16 protein-coding genes are annotated in these 19,275 nt (G+C 64.3%); 5 read left to right on the plus strand and 11 right to left on the minus strand.

Translation table 11 applies throughout. The features are described from left to right. Positions 1 to 13: 13 nt before the first annotated feature. Both WN72_RS27485 and dmeF read right to left on the minus strand, forming a co-directional pair. Positions 14 to 835: an N-acyl homoserine lactonase family protein gene (locus WN72_RS27485; protein ID WP_027559587.1), complete on the minus strand. Its 822-nt coding sequence runs from the start codon at positions 833 to 835 to the stop codon at positions 14 to 16. Between the two features lie 90 nt (positions 836 to 925). Then, positions 926 to 1,891, minus strand: a complete 966-nt coding sequence (gene dmeF / locus WN72_RS27490; RefSeq protein ID WP_027559588.1) for a CDF family Co(II)/Ni(II) efflux transporter DmeF — start codon at positions 1,889 to 1,891, stop codon at positions 926 to 928. Positions 1,892 to 2,089: 198 nt separating this feature from the next. On the opposite strand from dmeF, the gene WN72_RS27495 reads away from it, so the two are divergent. The 5 genes from WN72_RS27495 to WN72_RS27515 all read left to right on the plus strand — a co-directional run bounded on the left by WN72_RS27495 (position 2,090) and on the right by WN72_RS27515 (position 8,035). Further along, positions 2,090 to 2,908, plus strand: a complete 819-nt coding sequence (locus WN72_RS27495) for a chromate resistance protein ChrB domain-containing protein (protein WP_092213855.1) — start codon at positions 2,090 to 2,092, stop codon at positions 2,906 to 2,908. After that, a complete protein-coding gene (chrA, locus tag WN72_RS27500) occupies positions 2,908 to 4,293 on the plus strand; it encodes a chromate efflux transporter (protein WP_092213852.1) in 1,386 nt (461 codons plus the stop codon). The genes WN72_RS27495 and chrA overlap by 1 nt, the downstream gene beginning before the upstream one ends. 271 nt (positions 4,294 to 4,564) lie before the next feature. Next, the gene (locus tag WN72_RS27505) at positions 4,565 to 5,905 is read left to right on the plus strand and encodes a TAXI family TRAP transporter solute-binding subunit (RefSeq protein WP_092214328.1); all 1,341 of its coding nucleotides are present in this window, start codon (positions 4,565 to 4,567) and stop codon (positions 5,903 to 5,905) included. Between the two features lie 392 nt (positions 5,906 to 6,297). Further along, on the plus strand, positions 6,298 to 6,783 hold the full coding sequence (locus WN72_RS27510; protein ID WP_167380685.1) for a hypothetical protein: 486 nt from the start codon (positions 6,298 to 6,300) through the stop codon (positions 6,781 to 6,783). 187 nt (positions 6,784 to 6,970) lie between these two features. Then, positions 6,971 to 8,035: an IS110 family RNA-guided transposase gene (locus WN72_RS27515; RefSeq protein WP_194482925.1), complete on the plus strand. Its 1,065-nt coding sequence runs from the start codon at positions 6,971 to 6,973 to the stop codon at positions 8,033 to 8,035. A 1,337-nt stretch (positions 8,036 to 9,372) separates the two neighbouring features. Here the strand turns inward: WN72_RS27515 and WN72_RS27520 are convergent. From WN72_RS27520 to lepB, 9 genes are all read right to left on the minus strand, one after another. Further along, positions 9,373 to 10,917, minus strand: coding sequence for a GMC family oxidoreductase (locus tag WN72_RS27520; RefSeq protein WP_092218797.1), 1,545 nt, complete (start codon positions 10,915 to 10,917; stop codon positions 9,373 to 9,375). A gap of 4 nt (positions 10,918 to 10,921) precedes the next feature. Further along, a complete protein-coding gene (locus tag WN72_RS27525) occupies positions 10,922 to 12,469 on the minus strand; it encodes an ABC transporter substrate-binding protein (RefSeq protein ID WP_092218799.1) in 1,548 nt (515 codons plus the stop codon). Positions 12,470 to 12,723: 254 nt separating this feature from the next. Next, positions 12,724 to 14,982: a DNA topoisomerase IV subunit A gene (parC, locus tag WN72_RS27530; RefSeq protein ID WP_092218801.1), complete on the minus strand. Its 2,259-nt coding sequence runs from the start codon at positions 14,980 to 14,982 to the stop codon at positions 12,724 to 12,726. Positions 14,983 to 15,043: 61 nt separating this feature from the next. After that, positions 15,044 to 15,319 carry a hypothetical protein gene (locus WN72_RS27535; protein ID WP_027559595.1) on the minus strand — a complete coding sequence of 92 codons (276 nt, stop codon included), beginning with the start codon at positions 15,317 to 15,319 and terminating at the stop codon, positions 15,044 to 15,046. A 102-nt stretch (positions 15,320 to 15,421) separates the two neighbouring features. Continuing rightward, positions 15,422 to 16,174 (minus strand): DNA repair protein RecO, encoded by a 753-nt coding sequence (gene recO, locus WN72_RS27540; protein ID WP_092218803.1) that lies wholly within the window; start codon positions 16,172 to 16,174, stop codon positions 15,422 to 15,424. A 138-nt stretch (positions 16,175 to 16,312) separates the two neighbouring features. Beyond that, a complete protein-coding gene (locus tag WN72_RS27545) occupies positions 16,313 to 16,693 on the minus strand; it encodes a hypothetical protein (protein ID WP_027559597.1) in 381 nt (126 codons plus the stop codon). A 21-nt stretch (positions 16,694 to 16,714) separates the two neighbouring features. After that, the gene (gene era, locus WN72_RS27550) at positions 16,715 to 17,641 is read right to left on the minus strand and encodes a GTPase Era (RefSeq protein ID WP_092218805.1); all 927 of its coding nucleotides are present in this window, start codon (positions 17,639 to 17,641) and stop codon (positions 16,715 to 16,717) included. Next, positions 17,631 to 18,458 carry a ribonuclease III gene (gene rnc, locus WN72_RS27555; protein WP_027559599.1) on the minus strand — a complete coding sequence of 276 codons (828 nt, stop codon included), beginning with the start codon at positions 18,456 to 18,458 and terminating at the stop codon, positions 17,631 to 17,633. The genes era and rnc overlap by 11 nt, the downstream gene beginning before the upstream one ends. Next, positions 18,455 to 19,228, minus strand: coding sequence for a signal peptidase I (lepB, locus tag WN72_RS27560; RefSeq protein WP_027559600.1), 774 nt, complete (start codon positions 19,226 to 19,228; stop codon positions 18,455 to 18,457). Before lepB ends, rnc begins: the two co-directional genes overlap by 4 nt. Positions 19,229 to 19,275 lie beyond the last annotated feature (47 nt).

The raw sequence follows: 19,275 nt of genomic DNA on the forward strand, positions 1-19,275 counted from the left end.
AGCGTGGCGCACGTCAGTCGTAAAACTCCGGCGCCATCTTCTGACCGTCGCGCTGGACCTTGTCGTGGTTGATCCAGAGCTGCGCCTTCTCCTTGTCGAGCGTGTCGGCGATCTTCTGCATCGAGGCCGCGCTCATCTCCTTGTTGGCGTTCATGCTGGGGACGCGGCGGTTGTCCCAATTGTCTTTGAAATGGACGGCGTCGCCGGAGAGCACCACCGCGCCGGTCTTCGGCAGCCTCACCAGCAGCGACTGATGTCCCGGCGTATGACCGGGTGTCGACAGAATGGTCACGCTGCCGTCGCCGAACACATCCTTGTCGCCCGTCAGCACCTCGACGGGATGCGACGGCTTGAACCGCGGCTCGTTGTTGGCGCCGGGCCAGTCATATTCAGCCTTCTGGACGTAGAGCGTCGCCTGCGGGAACAGCTCGACATTGCCGATATGGTCGGGATGCGTGTGCGAGACCGCCATCGCCTTGATGTCGTCAGGCTTGAGGCCGAGCTGTTCGAGCTGCGCAGCAAGCGTCTTCGGCCGACGCCAGGTCACGGCCTTGGGATCGGCAGGCGCAAGGCCGTTCGGCATGGCCGCAACGGAGTCTGCGATGCCGGTGTCCCACAGGAACCAGCCCTTGGCGTGCTTGATCAGATAGCAGCTGTCGACGAAGTCCATCGACTTGCCTTCGTTGAGGCCGGGCGTCCAGCGCGAGATGTCGCCGGCTGTCCCCTCGCCGCAATTGAGGACGTAGAGCTTTTCGACGCCGGTCTGCGCGACAGCTGCCTGGCTTGACAAGGCGAGCGTGGCAACGACGAGAGCGAGCTTGAGTCTGGGCATCATCCTTGGTCCCTCCTTGGCAAGCGCCCTGCAGGGGCTGCGACCGAGGATCAACCCCGGCCGCACCGCTGAATTCCGCTCGCGCGGATCACGTCAATGTGGGCAGGTCTCGACCTCGACCGTGATGTGGCTGAGCCGCTTCAACCCGGCGAGCCGCTTCTTGTAGACGGCCGGCTGCTTCGGCTTGTCCGACACCAGCGAGACCAGCACGGCGCAATGGCCGGGGCCGACCTGCCAGAGATGCAGGTCGGTGACGCGGTCCTCGCCGACCTCCATGCGCGCGCGGATCACCCGCTCCAGCTTCTCATCGGCGCGCACGTCGAGCAGCACCGCCCCTGACGACTTGATCAGACCGAAGGCCCAGCTCGCGATCACGACGCTGCCGATCAGGCCGACGGCCGGATCGGCCCAGACCCATCCTGAATACATCGCGACCACCAGCGCGCCGATGGCCAGCACGGAGGTTGCGGCATCCGCCATGACGTGGACATAGGCAGCGCGGAGGTTGTTGTCGTGATGAGGGTGGTGATGATGATCATGATCGTCGTGGTCATGATGCGCATGGCTGTGGCCATGATCATGGCCGTGATGATGGTGATCATGGCTGTCGCGCAGCAGCCACGCGCTGGCGAGGTTGACGCAAAGGCCGAGCGCGGCGACCGCAATCGCTTCGCCGTAGACGATCGGCACCGGCGTGATCAGCCGCAGCACGCTCTCATAGGCGATCTCGACCGCGATCAAGCCAAGGATGATCGCGCTGGCGAAGGCGGCGAGATCGCCGAACTTGCCGGTGCCGAAGGTGAAATGCGCATTGCCGAGGTGCCGGCGCGCGAAACGGTAGGCGAAGGCCGCAATGCCGAGCGCGGCCGCATGCGTGCCCATGTGCCAGCCGTCGGCGAGCAGCGCCATCGAGCCGAACAGCGAGCCGGCGACGATCTCGCCGACCATCATGACCAGCGTCAGGACGACCACGAACCAGGTGCGCCGCTCGTTCTCGTCGTGTTTTTCTCCGAGGAAGGCGTGGTCGTGGGTCCACTGTTCAATGGAGTGGGAATGCATCGAATTCTCCAGACAATTCAGCTCAGTCAGTCAGCAATATAGACCGGCAGACAGCAATTTTCTAAGGCCCAATCGCCTCGCGCATTGACAGTTCCGTTTAGTTTAGCTGTAATCAGCCTATGGGGATTGAGCGATCTCCCCACGAGGCGACATGCCCAAGTATCGCGTCCCGTTCGGTTCCTACGAGGACGCATCAACATGTCTACTTTCACGACCATATCGTCCGACAAATTGGCGCGCCTGATTGGCACGGCCAATGCTCCTGTCCTGATCGATGTCCGCACCGAGGAGGATTTCGCCGCCGACCGGCGGCTGATCCCAGGCTCGATCAAGCTCAGCCACGAGACTGTTGCGGAATGGGGCGGCGAATTTGCCGGCCGCTCCGCCATCGTCTCCTGCCTGCGCGGCGCCAAGCTCGCACAGGGCACGGCGGCCTGGCTGAGGCAGCTCGGCGCTGACGCCGAAACCCTGGAAGACGGCTTCGAAGGCTGGAAAGCGGCCAAGCTGCCACTGCTCGACACGCGGAAACTGCCGCCGCGCGACGCCAAAGGACGCACCGTCTGGGTGACGCGGGCACGGCCGAAGATCGACCGCATCGCCTGCCCCTGGCTGATCCGTCGCTTCGTCGATCCCAATGCGGTGTTCCTCTATGTGGCGCCGTCCGAGGTGGTCGCCGTCGGCGAGCGCTTCAATGCCGCCCCGTTCGACATCGAGAACGTGTTCTGGAGCCACCGCGGCGAGCTCTGCACCTTCGATGTGATGATCGAGGAGTTCGGCATCGCCACGCCGCCGCTGCTCCGGCTCGCAACCATGGTGCGCGGCGCTGACACCGCGCGGCCGGATCTGGCGCCGGAGGCCCCGGGCCTGCTCGCCGCCTCGCTCGGGCTGTCGCGGATGTATGACGACGACCTCGAACAGCTCAAGGCCGGCATGCTGCTCTACGACGCCTTCTACCGCTGGTGCCGCGACGCCACGGCCGAGACCCACAATTGGCCGACCAACAAGGTGAAGGCGTAATGGACACCCGCGCCAAGCAGACGGGAGCTGATGCCGGTCACGGCATCAGCTTCAACGAGGCCTTCCGCGTCTGGCTGCGCGTCGCGTCCTTGAGTTTTGGCGGCCCCGCGGGCCAGATCGCGGTGATGCACCGCATCTTGGTCGAGGAGAAGAACTGGATCTCCGAGGGACGTTTCCTGCATGCGCTGAACTACTGCATGCTGCTGCCGGGACCGGAGGCCCAGCAGCTCGCGACCTATGTCGGCTGGCTCTTGCATCGCACCGCCGGCGGGCTGATGGCGGGCGGACTGTTCATCCTGCCCGGCATCATCGCCATCATGGGCCTCAGCTACATCTATGCTGCCTTCGGCAATGTCAGCTTCGTCGAGGCGCTGTTCTTCGGCCTGAAAGCCGCCGTCCTCGCCATCGTCGTCGAGGCCGTGGTGCGCGTCGGCAGGCGCGCGCTGAAGAACCGCATCATGATCGCGCTCGCGGCCGCGGCCTTCATCGCGATCTTCTTCTTCGCGGTCCCCTTCCCGATCATCATCATTGCCGCGGGCCTGATCGGCTATATCGGTGCACGAGCCGGCCGACCCGAATTCGCTCCCGCCGCGCACGGCCATGGTGGCAGCACCGCCGCGATCGACAGCATGCTCGGCGAGGCCGTACCCGAGCATGTGCGGCCCGACACCGGACGCGCAATCCGGACCGGCGCGGTGTGGCTGGCGCTCTGGCTGGTGCCGGTGATCGCGCTGCTTCTGATCCTTGGCGAGGCCAACGTGTTCAGCCAGATCGCGCTGTTCTTCTCCAAAATGGCGCTGGTGACTTTCGGCGGCGCCTATGCGGTGCTGGCTTACGTCGCCCAGCAGGCGGTCGAGCACTATCACTGGCTGAAGCCGCACGAGATGCTCGACGGTCTCGGCATGGCCGAGACAACGCCGGGCCCGCTGATCATGGTGCTCCAGTTCGTCGGCTTCATGGCTGCCTATCGCGATCCGAGCGGGCTGTCGCCGATGTTAGCTGCGACCCTCGGCGGATTGCTCGCGACCTGGGTCACTTTCACGCCCTGCTTCCTCTGGATCTTCGTCGGCGCCCCCTATATCGAGCGCCTGCGCGGCAACACGGGGCTCGCCGGCGCACTCGGTGCGATCACCGCCGCCGTCGTCGGCGTCATCCTCAACCTCTCGATCTGGTTCGCGCTGCACACGCTGTTCAGCGAGACCGTGCCGGTGCACGCCTTCCCACTGGATTTCGACATGCCGGTGCTGAAGAGCGTCGACATTCCCGCACTCGTGCTGTCGATCGCAGCTGCGACCGCGATCTTCCGCTTCAAGCTGGGAATGCTCACGGTGCTGGCGGGCAGTTGCGCCGTAGGCGTGGCGCTGCGGCTGGCCGGGGTGATCTAGTCGGATAATCATCGGGTTCTTCGCATCCGATTGCTGCCGAAGGGCGCCGGCCGCACAGGGACTATTGGCTGTTCTGTCCGCCCTTCGCGCCCGCGGCTTGACTTTTGATCTAGATCAAAAGCATCAAGCGAGCCGGGACAAGATTTACTTGGAGCGGGCGCAATCGATACGGCTCTCGCGCGCCTTTGTTCGCGGCCGGGGGACGCGCCCGACAATTGGGCGCGTCTCAGGCAACAAGGTCTTGCGTCGAGCGCAAAAGGCCGCAGGCACCATGGATCATTCGTCGCGAATCCGCTTAGCCGGCGCCAATCTGCCGAGATGGCTTCGGCTCCTCATCCTACTGATGCTGGCGTTGCTGGTCGGGGGTACGAGCCTGTATGCTTACCGCTGGTACGTCCGGCCCGTGACACTTTCGATCGCAGTCGGCTCGTTCGACGGCGATGCCACCAAAATCGTATCGGCGCTCGCGAGCAGGCTCGCCGTCAACAACGCGCCGGTGCGGCTGAAGGTGGTTGAGACCACCGGCCCAATCGAGTCTGCGGATGCGTTTTCGTCTGGAAAGACAGACCTTGCAGTCGTCCGAGGAGATGTCGGCGACCTTTCCCAGGCACAGGCGATCGTCGTGCTGGCGCAGGCCGTGGCGATGCTTGTCGCACCGCCGGGCTCTCCACTCACGGACATGGCCGGCCTCAAGCGCATGACAGTGGGGGTCGTCGCGGGCGACACCAATCAGAAGATCGTCAGCGTGCTGAGAAAGGCATATGACCTCGATCGCTCCAATGTTGTATTCAAGACTGTCGCACTCGATCAGGTCCGTCGAGCCTTTGAAACCAAAGAGATACGTGCCGCACTGTTCGTGATACCGCTTAGCGACAAGTACCTGTCTCTGGTGCGTGGGCTATTCCCACAAAGTGCGAAGACCGCTCCGGTCCTGATCCCGATCGAAAACGCGGGGGCGATTGCTGAGAAAGAGCGCGCTTACGAAAGCTTCGACATCCCGAAGGGTACTTTGCGTGGATCGCCTCCCGTTCCCGAAGACGACGTCACCACGTTGCAGGTTTCCTTCTATTTGATCGGCAGGAAGAGCCTTGGGAACGATTTGATTGCCAACTTCACTCAGGCGCTGACGACCGCTCGCAGAGATGTCTTGCCCGAAATGCCGATCCTCGCGCAGTTCAAGGCGCCGGATATCGAGACAGGCGCCTATCTTCCTGTTCATCCTGGCGCCGCTGAGTTCTACAACGGGAACCAGCAAACCTTCCTGGACAAATGGAGCAACGCCATCTTCCTCGCGCCAATGGGGCTCGGGGCGCTTGCCACCGTGCTCACGGCGGCCTGGCACTTTTTGCGATCTGGCGACCTCAAGCCGAAAGAACCGGCGCTGGATTCGCTCTATGCACTGGCGCGACGAATAAGACTCGCCGGAAACGAAACGGAACTGTTGGAGATCGAGAACGAGATCGACAAGGTACTATCTGCCCAGCGCACCCAGGTCAGCGAAGATGAGGCCGGCCTCGATACAGCCACGCTGAATGTAGCGGCCCATCGTCTCGAAAATCTGATACATGATCGCCGGATCGCGCTCGCAGCGCCAAATCCCGGGGACCGCTAAGAGAACATTTTGCTGGCACGCAGCGCGAGAGTCCGGCAGCATCCGCCCACCGAGGCTCGTCGTCACGCGAGACGCGACGAGCCTCGCGAGAGCCCGCTAATAGCAGGGCGGATACGGCGCGTATCCGCATGCCCGGCGATAGTTATACGCGCCATAAGCCGCAGCCCCCGCCGCTGCCGCACCATAATAGGCGCGGCGGTGCACTCTGCGGTTGACCCCAGCTACGCTCATCGGTGTTAGAGGCCTTCCGACTCGCGCTTGCGCTTCGTCAACGGCAACGGACGGCCCTTCCGCCACCGAGTAACGGAGCGACAACGGAGCTGCCGCGAAGAGTGCGGTGGTCACGATCAGACCAAGTAGCTTGGCATTTCTTGTCATGTCATTTTCTCCGCATGGACTCACTGGCAGACGTCAGGCCGGCGCACACGAAAGTCGAAACGGCAATCAGCACACGCTTCAACACATCCATCGTTTCCCTTATGAGAATGATGTCTGCTCTGCCCGGCAAGTTACTTCGGGGCGGCTCCAACCGTGCCGGTTGTGCTACCGGCGCTTCCCGTCGTGGTGCCGCCGAGACGGTTCTCACGGCGATCCTCGCGTGCGTCGCGCCGATCTTCACGGCGATCCTGCCGGGCATCGCGTCGGTCTTCCCGGCGATCGCGTCGCCCTTCACGCCGATCCTGACGCCGTTCCATGCCGGCCGTCTGGGCTTCTGCGTCCGTCGGCGTCAATGTCGAAGGAAGCGCGATCAGCCCAAACGCTGTCGCCCATCCGAGAGAAGAAAGAGCATTTCGCCGAGAAATCATCTGATCCTCCTCTGCAATAGCTCTGCCCTTTTTAATTCTTCACTCCAGGCTGGACGCTTCGGCTTGATCTAGATCAGTATCCTTGCGTGCATTACGCGATCGATGGTCATTCAGCAGCCTTGACCTAACTTGCGGATTCGATGCGTTGGAGCGGTACAAGTGGTGCGAGCTTCTCTTCCGCTAATGGGATGGTCCGGCCGTGCTCCGGCCCTGCCAGCACGAGAAGCTGGCAAGGGGCGCTCAAGACAAGGAGCACGCCATGTCTCAGAAACTCAACGCGGCGATCGCCGTGATCGGCATCGACATCGGCAAAAACTCGTTCCACATCGTGGGTCAGGATCACCGCGGTGCCATCGTGCTGCGGCAGAAGTGGTCGCGCGGCCAGGTGGAAACGCGGCTCGCCAACCTGCCGCCGTGCTTGATCGGTATGGAGGCCTGCGTAGGCGCCCATCATCTCAGCCGCAAACTCCAAGTACTTGGCCACGACGCCCGCCTGATGCCAGCGAAATACGTGCGCCCGTATTCGAAGGGACAGAAGAATGACTTCCGAGATGCGGAAGCCATCGCCGAGGCTGTCCAACGCCCGACCATGAAGTTCGTCGCGACCAAGACCGCCGATCAGCTCGACCTTCAGGCACTGCACCGCGTCCGCGATCGATTGGTCGGTCAGCGTACCGGCGCGATCAATCAGATCCGTGCGTTCCTGCTGGAACGGGGCATCGCCGTGCGGCAAGGCCCGCATTCCCTGCGGTTCGAGTTGCCAGGTATCTTGGCAACACGCACTGATGTGCTCTCGCCTCGCATGTTGCCCATCATCGAGGGTCTGGCGGAAGACTGGCGCCGGCTGGATGAGCGTATCGAGGGTCTATCTGGCGAGATCGAAACACTAGCCCGTCAAGATAGGGCCTGCCAGCGACTGATGACGGTGCCTGGCATTGGCCCAATCATCTCGAGCGCAATGGTGGCTGCGATCGGCACCGGAGACGTGTTCTCGAAAGGCCGCGACTTCGGCGCCTGGCTTGGACTTGTTCCGAAGCAGATATCGACCGGCGACCGCACGATCCTCGGCAGTATATCAAGGCGCGGTAATCGCTACCTGCGCGCGCTGTTCGTGCAAGCCGCGTGGGTTGTTCTGGTAAAGGTCAAGTGCTGGGAGCGCTATGGCCTCAACTCTTGGATCGAAGCCGCCAAGAAGCGATTGCACCACAACGTGCTGGCGATTGCGCTCGCCAACAAGCTCGCCCGGATCGCCTGGGCGGTCCTCAACAAGGGACGCGCCTTCGCGTGCGTCAAGATGGAGGAGACGGTGTCCCGACCTGCTTGATCCTCGCGCCGTGCGCGGGGCCGTCAAGGCGCAGCCTGGCAGCAGGAGAGCAAGACGTCAGGACAGCACGACGGCCGGCTTTGACGGCCCCTTGCGCGCGGCGCGTCTGCGCGCGCAGGCCGGGACGAAGGAACGGCCGCCAGGCACGAACGAAGGAACAGCGCGAAGTGAGGAGCTATCGATGACGTAACAACCCTTACCCGCCGAGGTCTGCGAGAGGATGAGACGACGATGGAGAATCGGTCTTCCCGGCACATGTGAACCCTGGTGACCCAAATGGCCCGGTCGAGGCCTGTCCGCTAACCAGATCACATGCGCGCTGATATCCATGATGGCCCGGAGCACTGCGCTCCAAACAGAGGCCGGATACATTGATGCAAGACCGCATCTACCGGATCGTCGAAATCTTCTTGCACCCCACGGCCGGACCATACATCTGGGTCAGAGCCCTCGCAGATGACCAAAGGGGGCAGCTTCCGCTCTGCCTTCATGAGCTGCCTTGGCGAGCGCCCGCGCCGCTTTGCTGCATCAAAGCATCTTCGCGGACATCACCTCCGTCACTATCCCGGGAACAGCTCCGGCCGCTGTTCGGCCTGGCCGTCGAAAGGTAGATAAGCCCCGGGGCCTCGGCCCCCACACGGCTCCCCATCCGTCGGGCAAAACAGTCGCAACGGGCCCGGCTCATGGCCCGTCAAGCCCACCCCTCACAAATATTCCACTTTACCGAATTTCGGATTTATCGTACAAGCGAAACACCCTGGCCCGAGACAAGGGGCGGATCGCGATCGTCACGAACCGCGGGCTGGGCAGCGATGGACGCGACGGCGTCGGGCGCGATCGGCATTGCAGGGCGGCTTCGCTGTGAGCAATCGCTTCGCGCGTACGACACGACGCCGACAGCGTCTTCGTATGGCTTCGGGTGTGAGCACGCGCCAGCCCTCGAAGGTCCCAGCGAAGACGTGCGCGGACGGAGAAGTCGTGTGGTCCTGACGCCTGGGGTCTGTGCGTCAAGTCTTGCGGTGATGCGGCGATCCGACCGGACACGCGCATCAGCCATCCGCAAGGCGACGGGGGCAATAGTGCATCGCTCCCCGAGGAGAGCACGAAGGACACCGTTAAAACCATTCGCGCAGGGAAGGCCGGGCGATCCGGCGAACCTGTGGTCCACCCCGTGTGCATTTTTCGTAGCGCACGGATCTGCGGGTGCCAGCCGGCGCCCGGCCTTCCCTGCGCCCTTGTCGCTACGAGGGCGTTGCGACGGAGCAGACCTCGGGCGAAAACGCGCCGCGAGAAGGCGAACGTTCGCCCGCTGTTTAAAACGTGTAGCGGAGTTAATCCTACCGCATCATCATTCGCGCGATCGCCTCGCCGATCACCACCGTCGTGAAGTGGGTATTGGCGCGGCAGTCGGACGGCATGATCGAAGCGTCGGCGACGCGCAGGCCGCTGATTCCTTTCACCGTGCCATCGGGATTGACCACGCCATCGCCGTCGCCAGCGCCGCTCATGCGGCAAGTGCCGGCGGCGTGCTGGATGTCGCCGGTCTCTCGTCGCAGCAGCGCATCGAGCTCGTGATCGGGCAGGCTGGCTGCCTGCGGCAGCGTCAGGTCGGTGTCGGTCAGCCTGATCCAGTCGGCGATGCCTGATAGCGCCGGCTGCGAGGTGATCACGGCAAGACGCCTCACCGCGTCCATCATCCGCAGCATGTCGCGCGGATCGGCCAGCATGTTCTCCTCGACGATGGGATCGATGGATGGGTCGGTCGAGGCCAGCTTGAGCGTGCCGCGCGAATAGGCGTTGAACAGCCCGGTGCCGATCGCGCCGGGCACGCCGATGCCGCGATGGTTGAACGCGATCAGGATCATGTCGCGCTTGCCGCCATTGGCAAGGCCGGAGGAATAGGTCACGCAGCAATTGGTGTGGCGGGTGTCCGGGTCGGTGGGCCGCAGGTTTTCGTGGAGCTGGATCGTGGCGCGAAACAGCGGGTGGTCGAAGAAGTGGCGGCCGACCGGCAGGTCACGCTCGACCGCGATCCCCATCGCCTTCAGCTCCTCGGCCGGCCCGATGCCCGAGCGCAGCAGGATCGCCGGGCTGTGGATGGCGCCGGCGCACAGCACGATCTGGCGCGCGCTGATCTCCTGGGTGCCCTGCCCTTCGAAATGGACACGGAGGCCGGTTGCCCTTCCGTCGCTGATCAGAACGCGATCGACAAGCGCGTGCCCGCGGATCTCCAGATTGGCGCGGCCGCGTGCGGGCTCTAGATACCCCTCGTTGGTGGTGATGCGGCGCAAGTTGCGGCTGTTGATGGGATAGCAGGCGACGCCCTCGCCGTCAGGACCGTTGAGGTCGGCGCACCAGGGATAGCCGCTCGCCAGCGCAGCGTCGCGCAAGGCCCGGTCGATCGGGCCCCACTTCTCGGGCGGCGCACGATAGACCGGCAGCGGCCCACCGCGTCCGTGGCCTGCGGTGTCGCCGAACTCAAGATCGTCCTCGATCACGGAGAACAGCGGCATCACCTCTTTCGCCGACCAGCCTGTGCAGCCATTGGCCGCCCATTCGTCGAACGCGTCGGCAACCCCGCGGATGGCGATCTGGCCGTTCATCATCGATGAACCACCGAGCCCCTTGCCGCGCCAGTAGAAACGCGGCTCCTGCCCCGCCACGCGGCGCGTCAGGAGATCAGGCCATTGCCATTTCTCCTGAAACTCGCGCTTGTGGATGATCGGGATGGGATTCGGCGTCCTCACCTCCCAGGGCGCCTCGTCGGCGCGCCAGTCGAGGCCCGCCTCCAACAGCAGGACGTGCCGCGCCGGATCCTCGGAGAGCCTGGCCGCCACGGCGGCGCCGGCGGAGCCGCCGCCGACGACAATGACATCGTACATCGCGTTACTTCTCAACGTTCCAGAACACGGGGATGGCGGACGGGATCAGGTTGCGCCACTCGGCACGATAGGCCGCCGGCTGGGCGAACTGGCCCCACGGAATCGCCGGCGCCTGATCGTACATGACGGCCTGGATCTCGGAAGCGATCTTCTTGCGATCCTCCTCGGCCGGCGCCTTGGCGAAGGCTTCCATCAGAGGGGTGATGCGCGCATCGCATTGCCAGCCGGTGAAGTCGGCGCAATTGAAAGCGACCATGACGTTGGTGAGCGGCGAGCCCAGGTCGTAGCCGCCGGCGTGGACGCCGTAGACGCTCCAGCCCTCCTTCTTGGCGCGGCGCGCCAGCACGCTGGCCCAGTCCATCACCTGCAGGTCGACATTGAACCCTGCCTGCTTGAGCCGCTCGGCCAGGACCTGCGCCGAGACGCGCGGGGCTTCGAGATCGTTGGCTTCCATGACGACGACGGGCTCGCCGGCATATTTGGTTGCTTTCAGCGCAGCCTTCGCCGCTTCGATCGACGGCTTGGCGGCGGCTTCAATGCCGGCCTTGCTCTCGTAGGTGGTGCCGCAGGTGAAGTAGGTCGCGCAAGGCGTGGCATATTTGGCGTCGAGCCCGAGCGCATCCAGCACTTCGCGCTGATCGACCAGCTTCCACAGCACGCGCCGGATCGCGGGATCGTCGAATGGCTTGGAGGCGGCGTTGAGGCGATAGGCGCCCGCGAACATGTTGCCGCCGGTGAAATTGACGAGCTTGACGCGAGAGCTCTTCTCGAGCTGCGGCAGCAGATCGAACGGCGCGTATTGCATGAAGTCGACCTCGCCGGCCTGCAGCGCCGAGGCGGCGGTCGCACCATCGGGAATGACGCGGATCTCGAGCGTATCGATGTTGACGCGCTTGCCGCCGGCGAGGAAGTCGGCGGGCTCGGAGCGCGGCACATAGTCGGCAAACTTCTTCAGCATCATGCGGTCACCGGTGCGGTGATCGGCCTTGCTGTAGACGAACGGGCCGGAGCCGATGATCTCGGCGATGCGCTGGTCGCCGGGCGTTTTCGCAATGCGCTCGGGCATCATGAAGGCGACCGGGCTGACGGGATTGCCGAGCGCGTCAATGACGAGGCCGGACGGCTCCTTCAGCGTCAGCACGAAGCTTTTCGCGTCCGTCGGCTCGAGCGAGGCCGTGATCGCAAGGATGCGGCGGCCGAGCGCGCTGCGCGTGCCCCAGCGGCGTAGCGAGGCCACGCAGTCGGCCGCCGTCACCGGCTGGCCGTCATGCCATTTCAGGCCATCGCGCAGCGTGAACGTATAGGTCAGGCCATCGGACGAGACCTTCCAGTCCTGCACCATCTGCGGCTTGATCTCGCCCTTGGAGTCCTTCGCGAACAGCGTGTCGAACACCATGTAGCCGAACGTGCGCGAAATATAGGCCGTGGAGAAATGCGGATCGAGCGTGACGATCTCCGCTTCGAGCACAGCGACGAGATTGCCCGCCGCATGCGCCGGCGCCACCAGCGCAAGTCCGAGCAGCGCCGGAATAAAGGCCTTCAGTTTGAACATTGGTGGTTTCTTGCCTTTTGACTGAAACGTTTGCAGTCGCCAGCAAAAAGCAATGTTCGTGCCCATACGGCGGAAGCACGTATGCGCTCACGACTATCTGCCACGCGTTTGCGGGCTAAATGCTCACTGTCGTCGCCCGGCTTGACCAGGCGACCCAGTATTCCGAGACCGGCGTGATCGAACCGAGAAGCTGCGGCGTACCGGATGCCCCGCCGTCGCGGGGCATGACACCAGTGGTGTGGCGACGTCCTGCCCTACCCGATCCCCCTGCCGAACTTGTTCGACTTCGGGAAGCCCTTCGGCGGCAGGCGGCCGGCATCGGCGCGGGTGCCCTGCCATTCGGCGAGCTCTTTCATGCTCGCGCTGAACTCGCGCCCTGCGGAGTCCTTCCAGGTCAAGCCCGCCTTGGCGTCGAACACGGCAATATCCGAGAGACCGCCATCCTTGTACTTCTGCAGGCGCACGCCGCGGCCGCGGGCCATCTCCGGCACCTGCTCGAGCGGGAACACGAGCATCTTGCGGTTGTCGCCGATGACCGCGACGGTGTCGCCGAGCACTTCGGTGATCGCGCGCGCCTCGTTCGGCATGTCGACGTTGAGGACCTGCTTGCCCTTCTTCGTCGTGCCGACGCAGTCGTCCTCGTTGACGACGAAGCCCTGGCCCTCGTGGCTGGCGACCAGGAATTTGCGTCCGCCCTTGTTGACGAACAGCGCGACGGGCGCGGCCTCCTGCTCGAGATCGATGAACAGGCGGATCGGCTCGCCGTGACCGCGGCCGCCGGGCAGTTTCGCGACATCGAGCGAATAGAATTTGCCGTTGGTGGCAAACAACAGCAGCTTCGAGGTCGTCTCGGCGAAGAAGGCGAAGCCGAGCTTGTCGTCCTGCTTGAAGGCGAGCCCTGAGAGATCCTCGACATGGCCCTTCATGGTGCGGATCCAGCCCTTGTCGGAGACGACGACCGTCACCGGTTCGCGTTCGACGAGGGCTTCCTCCATCGCAGCGAGATCGTGCTCGGGCGCATCGGCAAAGGTGGTGCGGCGCTTGCCGAGCGACGTCTTCGGCCCGAACATGTCGCGGACCTTGCCGACTTGCTCGCCGACCTTCTTCCATTGCTCGGCTTCCGAGGCGAGCACCGCGTTGATGCCCTTGAGCTCGGCGCGGAGGTTCTTGTCCTCAGTGCGGATCTCCATCTCCTCGAGCTTGCGCAAGGAGCGCAGGCGCATGTTGAGGATGGCTTCAGCCTGCACCTCGGTGAGCTTGAACGCCTTGATCAACGCCGGCTTCGGTTCATCCTCGGTGCGGATGATCTTGATCACCTTGTCGATGTTCAGATAGGCGATCAGGAAGCCGCCGAGGACCTCCAAGCGGTGCTCGATCTGCGCCTTGCGGTAGTTGCTGCGGCGGATCAGCACGTCGCGCAAATGGTCGAGCCATTCGCGCAAGCACTCGGCGAGTCCCACCACCTTCGGGATTTTGCCCTTGATCAGGACGTTCAGGTTCAGCGGAATCTTGTTTTCGAGCTCGGTGAGCCGGAACAGCGATTCCATCATCAACGCGGGATCGACGTTCTTCGACTTCGGCTCGATCACGATGCGGACGTCTTCGGCCGACTCGTCCCTGATGTCGCCGACCAACGGCAGCTTCTTCTGGTCCAGCAGCTCGGCGACCTTCTCGATCAGGCGCGACTTCTGCACCAGGAACGGAATCTCGGTGACGACGACGACCCAGGTGCCGCGCGCGCCCTCTTCGTGCGACCACCTGGCGCGGACGCGGAACGAGCCGCGGCCGGTCGTGTAGGCTTCAGCGATCGCCTGCTTGGAATCGACGCAGATGCCGCCAGTCGGGAAATCCGGGCCCTTGACCCATTTCAAGAGCGCCTTGGACTTCGCGTCAGGCTTCTCGATCAGATGCAGCGCGGCGTCGCACAGCTCGGCGGCGTTGTGCGGCGGGATCGAGGTCGCCATGCCGACCGCGATGCCTTGCGCGCCGTTGGCGAGCAGGTTCGGGAAGCCGCCGGGCAGCACGACCGGCTCTTTCGACTGGCCGTCGTAGTTGGCGCGGAATTCGACGCCGTCCTCGTCGATGCCCTCGAGCAGAAGCCGCGCGACGTCGGTCATGCGCGCTTCGGTGTAGCGGTAGGCGGCGGGGTTATCGCCGTCGATATTGCCGAAATTGCCCTGGCCGTCGACCAGCGGGTAGCGCGAGGAGAAATCCTGCGCGAGACGCACCATGGCATCGTAAATGGCCTGGTCGCCATGCGGATGGAACGAGCCCATCACGTCGCCGACGATTTTGGCGGACTTCTTGAAGGCCGTGCCGGGGTCGAGGCGGAGCAGGCGCATGCCGTAGAGGATGCGCCGGTGCACCGGCTTCAGGCCGTCGCGCGCGTCCGGCAGCGCGCGATGCATGATGGTGGAGAGCGCATAAGCGAGATAGCGCTCTTCGAGCGCCTCACGCAGCGGCACCTCGTGAATTTCGGCCGGTTCTTCCGGCGGAACGATTCGCTTTCCCATGCCGCCCGGTTAAACCGTGGAAGCGAATCGGGCAAGGATCGAATGGTTCCTTGTGGGCAGCCTATTGCCCAGCCCAGCCGGCGGTCACGGGCGGGGTCGTGGTCTTAGCCGGCGCCGGCACGTTGGTCAGGCAGCGGCGGGCGGCCTCGATCTCGGCTTCCGTGGCACCATGGGATCGCGCCCATGTCTCTGCGGCTGCAGCAGAATATTTGGCCACATAGTACCGGACGACGGTGCAGGAGGCGCGCCGAAACACGCCCGGCTGCGGTTCGCCGGCCGTTGCTTCAGGCGCGAGCGCGACCAGCGCCGCAGACAAGGCAAATCCCCTGATCAACATTTAGGCTGTCCCCGTTGTGGAACCCTGCGAGACGGAACTCGATCGGGGCGATTTGGTTCCGTGAGAACCCGTGTCGAAGGGTAAGCCTGCCTCCCGCTTCGCTCATGGCGCCGGAATTGCCGCCCTCGCCTGCTGCCGCATCAGGGCGTTGATGAAGCCCGCGCGCGCGTCGGAATGGCCCTGCCCGCGCGGCTCCAGCACATGGCGCAGCAGGAACAGGCCGGTGAGGCGGAAGCCGTCCTGAAGGTCCTGCTCGGTGAGCTCGCTCGCGGCTTCGCCGTGGCGCAGGAACGGCGGCAGCCGCAGCAGCCGGTCGCGCCACGGCTCGCCCGCGCCGCGCGATACTGCGCCGCCGGATTTGGGCGAGACGTAGATCAGGTCCGTGGTCTCCCCCGTCACCGCGCAATTCTCCAGCGCCAGCCCGAAGCCCAGCTCGGCGAGCATCGCCAGCTCGAAATGAATGAGATGCACGGCGGCGCTGCCGATGTCGTCGAAATCGTCGAGCGAATGCTCGAGCAGCGCAAAGATATCCTCGTGCGGGTCGCGCTCTGGCAGCAGCCGCGCGATCGAGGCGAGATGGGTGACGCCGTAGACCCCGTGGGAGGATCCGAGCAGCGTCGCCGCGCGCAGCTTCAGACCCTCGATCGCATAGGTCCCGAGATGCTCGTCGAGCCGCGCCCGCCACACCGCGCTGACGCTGTTGCCGGGCTGCAAGAGCGGCCGCAGCCGCGAGCTGGCCCCGCCGCGCACGAGCCCGAGATGCCGGCCGTGCGCGCGGGTCAAGAGCTCGACAATGGCGCTGGACTCGCCATGCCGCCGCACGCCCAGCACGATGCCTTCGTCGGTCCATTCCATGGAGGAAGTCTAGCGCATTTCGGGAGGCCGTAGGGTGGGCAAAGCGAAGCGTGCCCACCATTTTGATCCACGGCGCGATGATGGTGGGCACGGCGCGCAAGAGCGCGCCTTTGCCCACCCTACGGCACTGCGCGAGAGTCACGCGTTGAACCAGCCCTGCGCGTCGCCGGTGAAGGAGAAATACAGTCCGATCGCCGTCAGCGCGCAGGAGACGATCTCGATGGCGCTGTCGAGCTCCATGCCCTTCTCGCCGATGATCTGGCCGAGCGAGATCACCGAGAGAACGAGTGCTGCCGCCAGCACCCAGCGCGGCCAGTTCTTGCGCCAACGCGCCGCCAGCCAGACGAAATAGACCAGCAGCAAGATCATCACGCCGGCGAGCAGGGTCGCCGTCATGATCATCTGCTCGGTCATCTCGGCATTGGGCGTGCGGTCCTGCACCGCGACCGACAAGGCATCCAGCATCAGTGACGCATAGAGCAGCGCTTCGAAGCGCCGGACATTGCTGGGCACGCTCATCAGATACCGATCTTTTCTTGGTTATTCTTTGGGAAAGTCCAGGCCCATCTCGCGGTAGCGATCGGGATCGTCGCCCCAGTTCTCGCGCACCTTGACGAACAGGAACAGATGCACCGGCACGTCCAGGATCTGCATCAGCTCTTTGCGCGAGTCCGCGCCGATCGACTTGATGGTGGCGCCGCCCTTGCCGAGCACGATCTTGCGCTGGCTCTCGCGCTCGACGAAGATCGTCTGTTCGATGCGCACCGAATGGTCCTTGCGCTCCTCCCACTTGTCGGTCTCGACCGTGGACTGGTAGGGCAATTCCTGGTGCAGCTTCTGATAGATCTTTTCGCGCGTGATCTCGGCCGCCAGCTGCCGCATCGGCGCGTCCGACATCTGGTCCTCGGGGTAGAGGAACGGACCCGGAGGCACCATCTCGGCGAGCGTCGTGCGGATGTCGTCGACGCCGTCGCCCGAGATCGCCGCGATCATGAAGGTCTTGGCGAACTTCATCCGCTCGTTGGCGGCCTGCGCCAGCGCCAAAAGCTTCTCGCGCTGGACCAGGTCGACCTTGTTGATCACGAGGATCTTGTCGTGGTTGACGCTGGCCGCCTTGGCGAGGATCGCCTCGGCCTCCTCGTCGATGCCGATCTTGGCATCGAGCAGCACGCAGACGAGATCGGCATCATGCGCCCCGCTCCAGGCCGTCGAGACCATGGCGCGATCGAGCCGGCGCTTGGGCGAGAAGATACCGGGCGTGTCGACCAGGATGATCTGCGCGTTGTTCTCGATGACAATGCCGCGGATCAGCGCGCGCGTGGTCTGCACCTTGCGCGAGACGATCGTCACCTTGGCGCCGACCAGCGCATTGACCAGCGTGGACTTGCCGACATTGGGCGCGCCGATCAGCGCGACGAAGCCGCAGCGCGTCGCGGTCGGCGCCTCGCCGCTTGCTTCAGCCGTCATTGCCGCCGCCAACGCCTTCGCGTTCGATCATGACCGAGGCCGCCACCTTCTCTGCCGCACGCTTGCTGCCGCCGACGCCTTCGGCCGACGCCAGTCCAGGCAGGTCGACGGCGACGCGGAATTGCGGATCGTGATGCGGGCCGGTGCGCTCGACCTCGCGATAAACCGGCGTCGGCAGTCCCTTGCCCTGCGCCCATTCCTGCAGCACGGTCTTGGGATCGCGCAAGGGCCGCCGCGGCTTGTGCATGCGCTCGGTCCAGTTGCGCTTGACGAACTCGGCCGCCGCCGCATGACCACCGTCGAGGAAGATGGCGCCGATCACGGCTTCGCAGATGTCACCCAAGATGGATTTGCGCAGCCGCGCATCGGCGCTGGATCCGACTGACCCCAGCTTGATGTCGTCGAGCAGGCCGAGCGATTTTGCGACATCGGCGCAGCTCTCCTTGCGCACGAGCTCGGCGAGCCGCTTGGACAGCTCGCCTTCATCGGCGTTCGGGAAGGCGTGATAGAGCATGTCGGAGACGACGAGGCCGAGCACGTGGTCGCCGAGGAATTCCAGCCGCTGATAGCTGTCGCCGCGCTTGCGTCCCGACTTGAGCGCCGAGACATGCGTGATCGCCTGCATCAACAGGTTCGGGTCAGTGAAGCCGTGGCCGATGCGCGCCTCGAGCGCCGCGTTGGCATCCGCCTTGGCCTTGTCCTTCTTGCTGCTCCGCGCCCGCTTCTTCTTGGCAGGCGTCTTCGTCGCAGCTTCGCCCTCGGGAGCGGCTTGCGCCTCGATCGATTGGGTCGCGATGTCCTTGGCTTCGTCTTTCATCGGACGATTTTGAAGAAGCGATTCCAGCGCACCGACCACGGCCAGCGCCAGAACATCCAGGCATGCTCGCCTTGGCCGATCGAGAAGAAGATCATCTGGGCGCGGCCGATCAGGTTCTCCTGCGGCACGTAACCCACCGCCGACTGCACGCGGCTGTCGGTCGAGTTGTCGCGATTATCGCCCATCATGAAGAAATGGCCGGGCGGCACGGTGTAGACACTGGTGCTGTCGTAGAAGCCGTTGTCGACGCAATCGAGGGTCTCGTAGGAGACGCCGTTCGGCAGCACTTCCTTCCAGCGCTTCACCCGTGCCGTCGTGACCCGCTCCGTGTCGGACGAGCTGCAAGGATCTTCGCCGACGAAGTCGCTCAGCCGTTCGCGCTGCACCGGGACGTCGTTGATGTAGAGCAGCCCGTCTTTCATCTGGATGCGGTCGCCGGGAAGGCCGATCACGCGCTTGATGTAGTCGGTGGAGTCTTCCCTCGGCAGGCGAAACACGACGACGTCGCCGCGGTTCGGGTCCGCGCCCCAGATTCGTCCCGAGAACAGCGGCGGCGAGAACGGGATCGAGTAGTGGCTATAGCCGTAGGAATATTTCGAGACGAACAGGTAATCGCCGACCAGCAGCGTCGCCTTCATCGAGCCGGACGGGATGTTGAAGGGCTGGAACAGGAAGGTGCGGATCACCAGCGCGATCAGGAGAGCATGGATCACGACCCGGATCGTTTCGCCGACGCCGCTCTCAGTTTTCGTTCCCGAAGTCACGCTCATTGCTCTCTCAATTCCGGCCGGCGATCACAGAGCGCCCTCCTCCCGCG

This window comes from Bradyrhizobium arachidis (assembly GCF_015291705.1).
GTDB lineage: Bacteria > Pseudomonadota > Alphaproteobacteria > Rhizobiales > Xanthobacteraceae > Bradyrhizobium > Bradyrhizobium arachidis.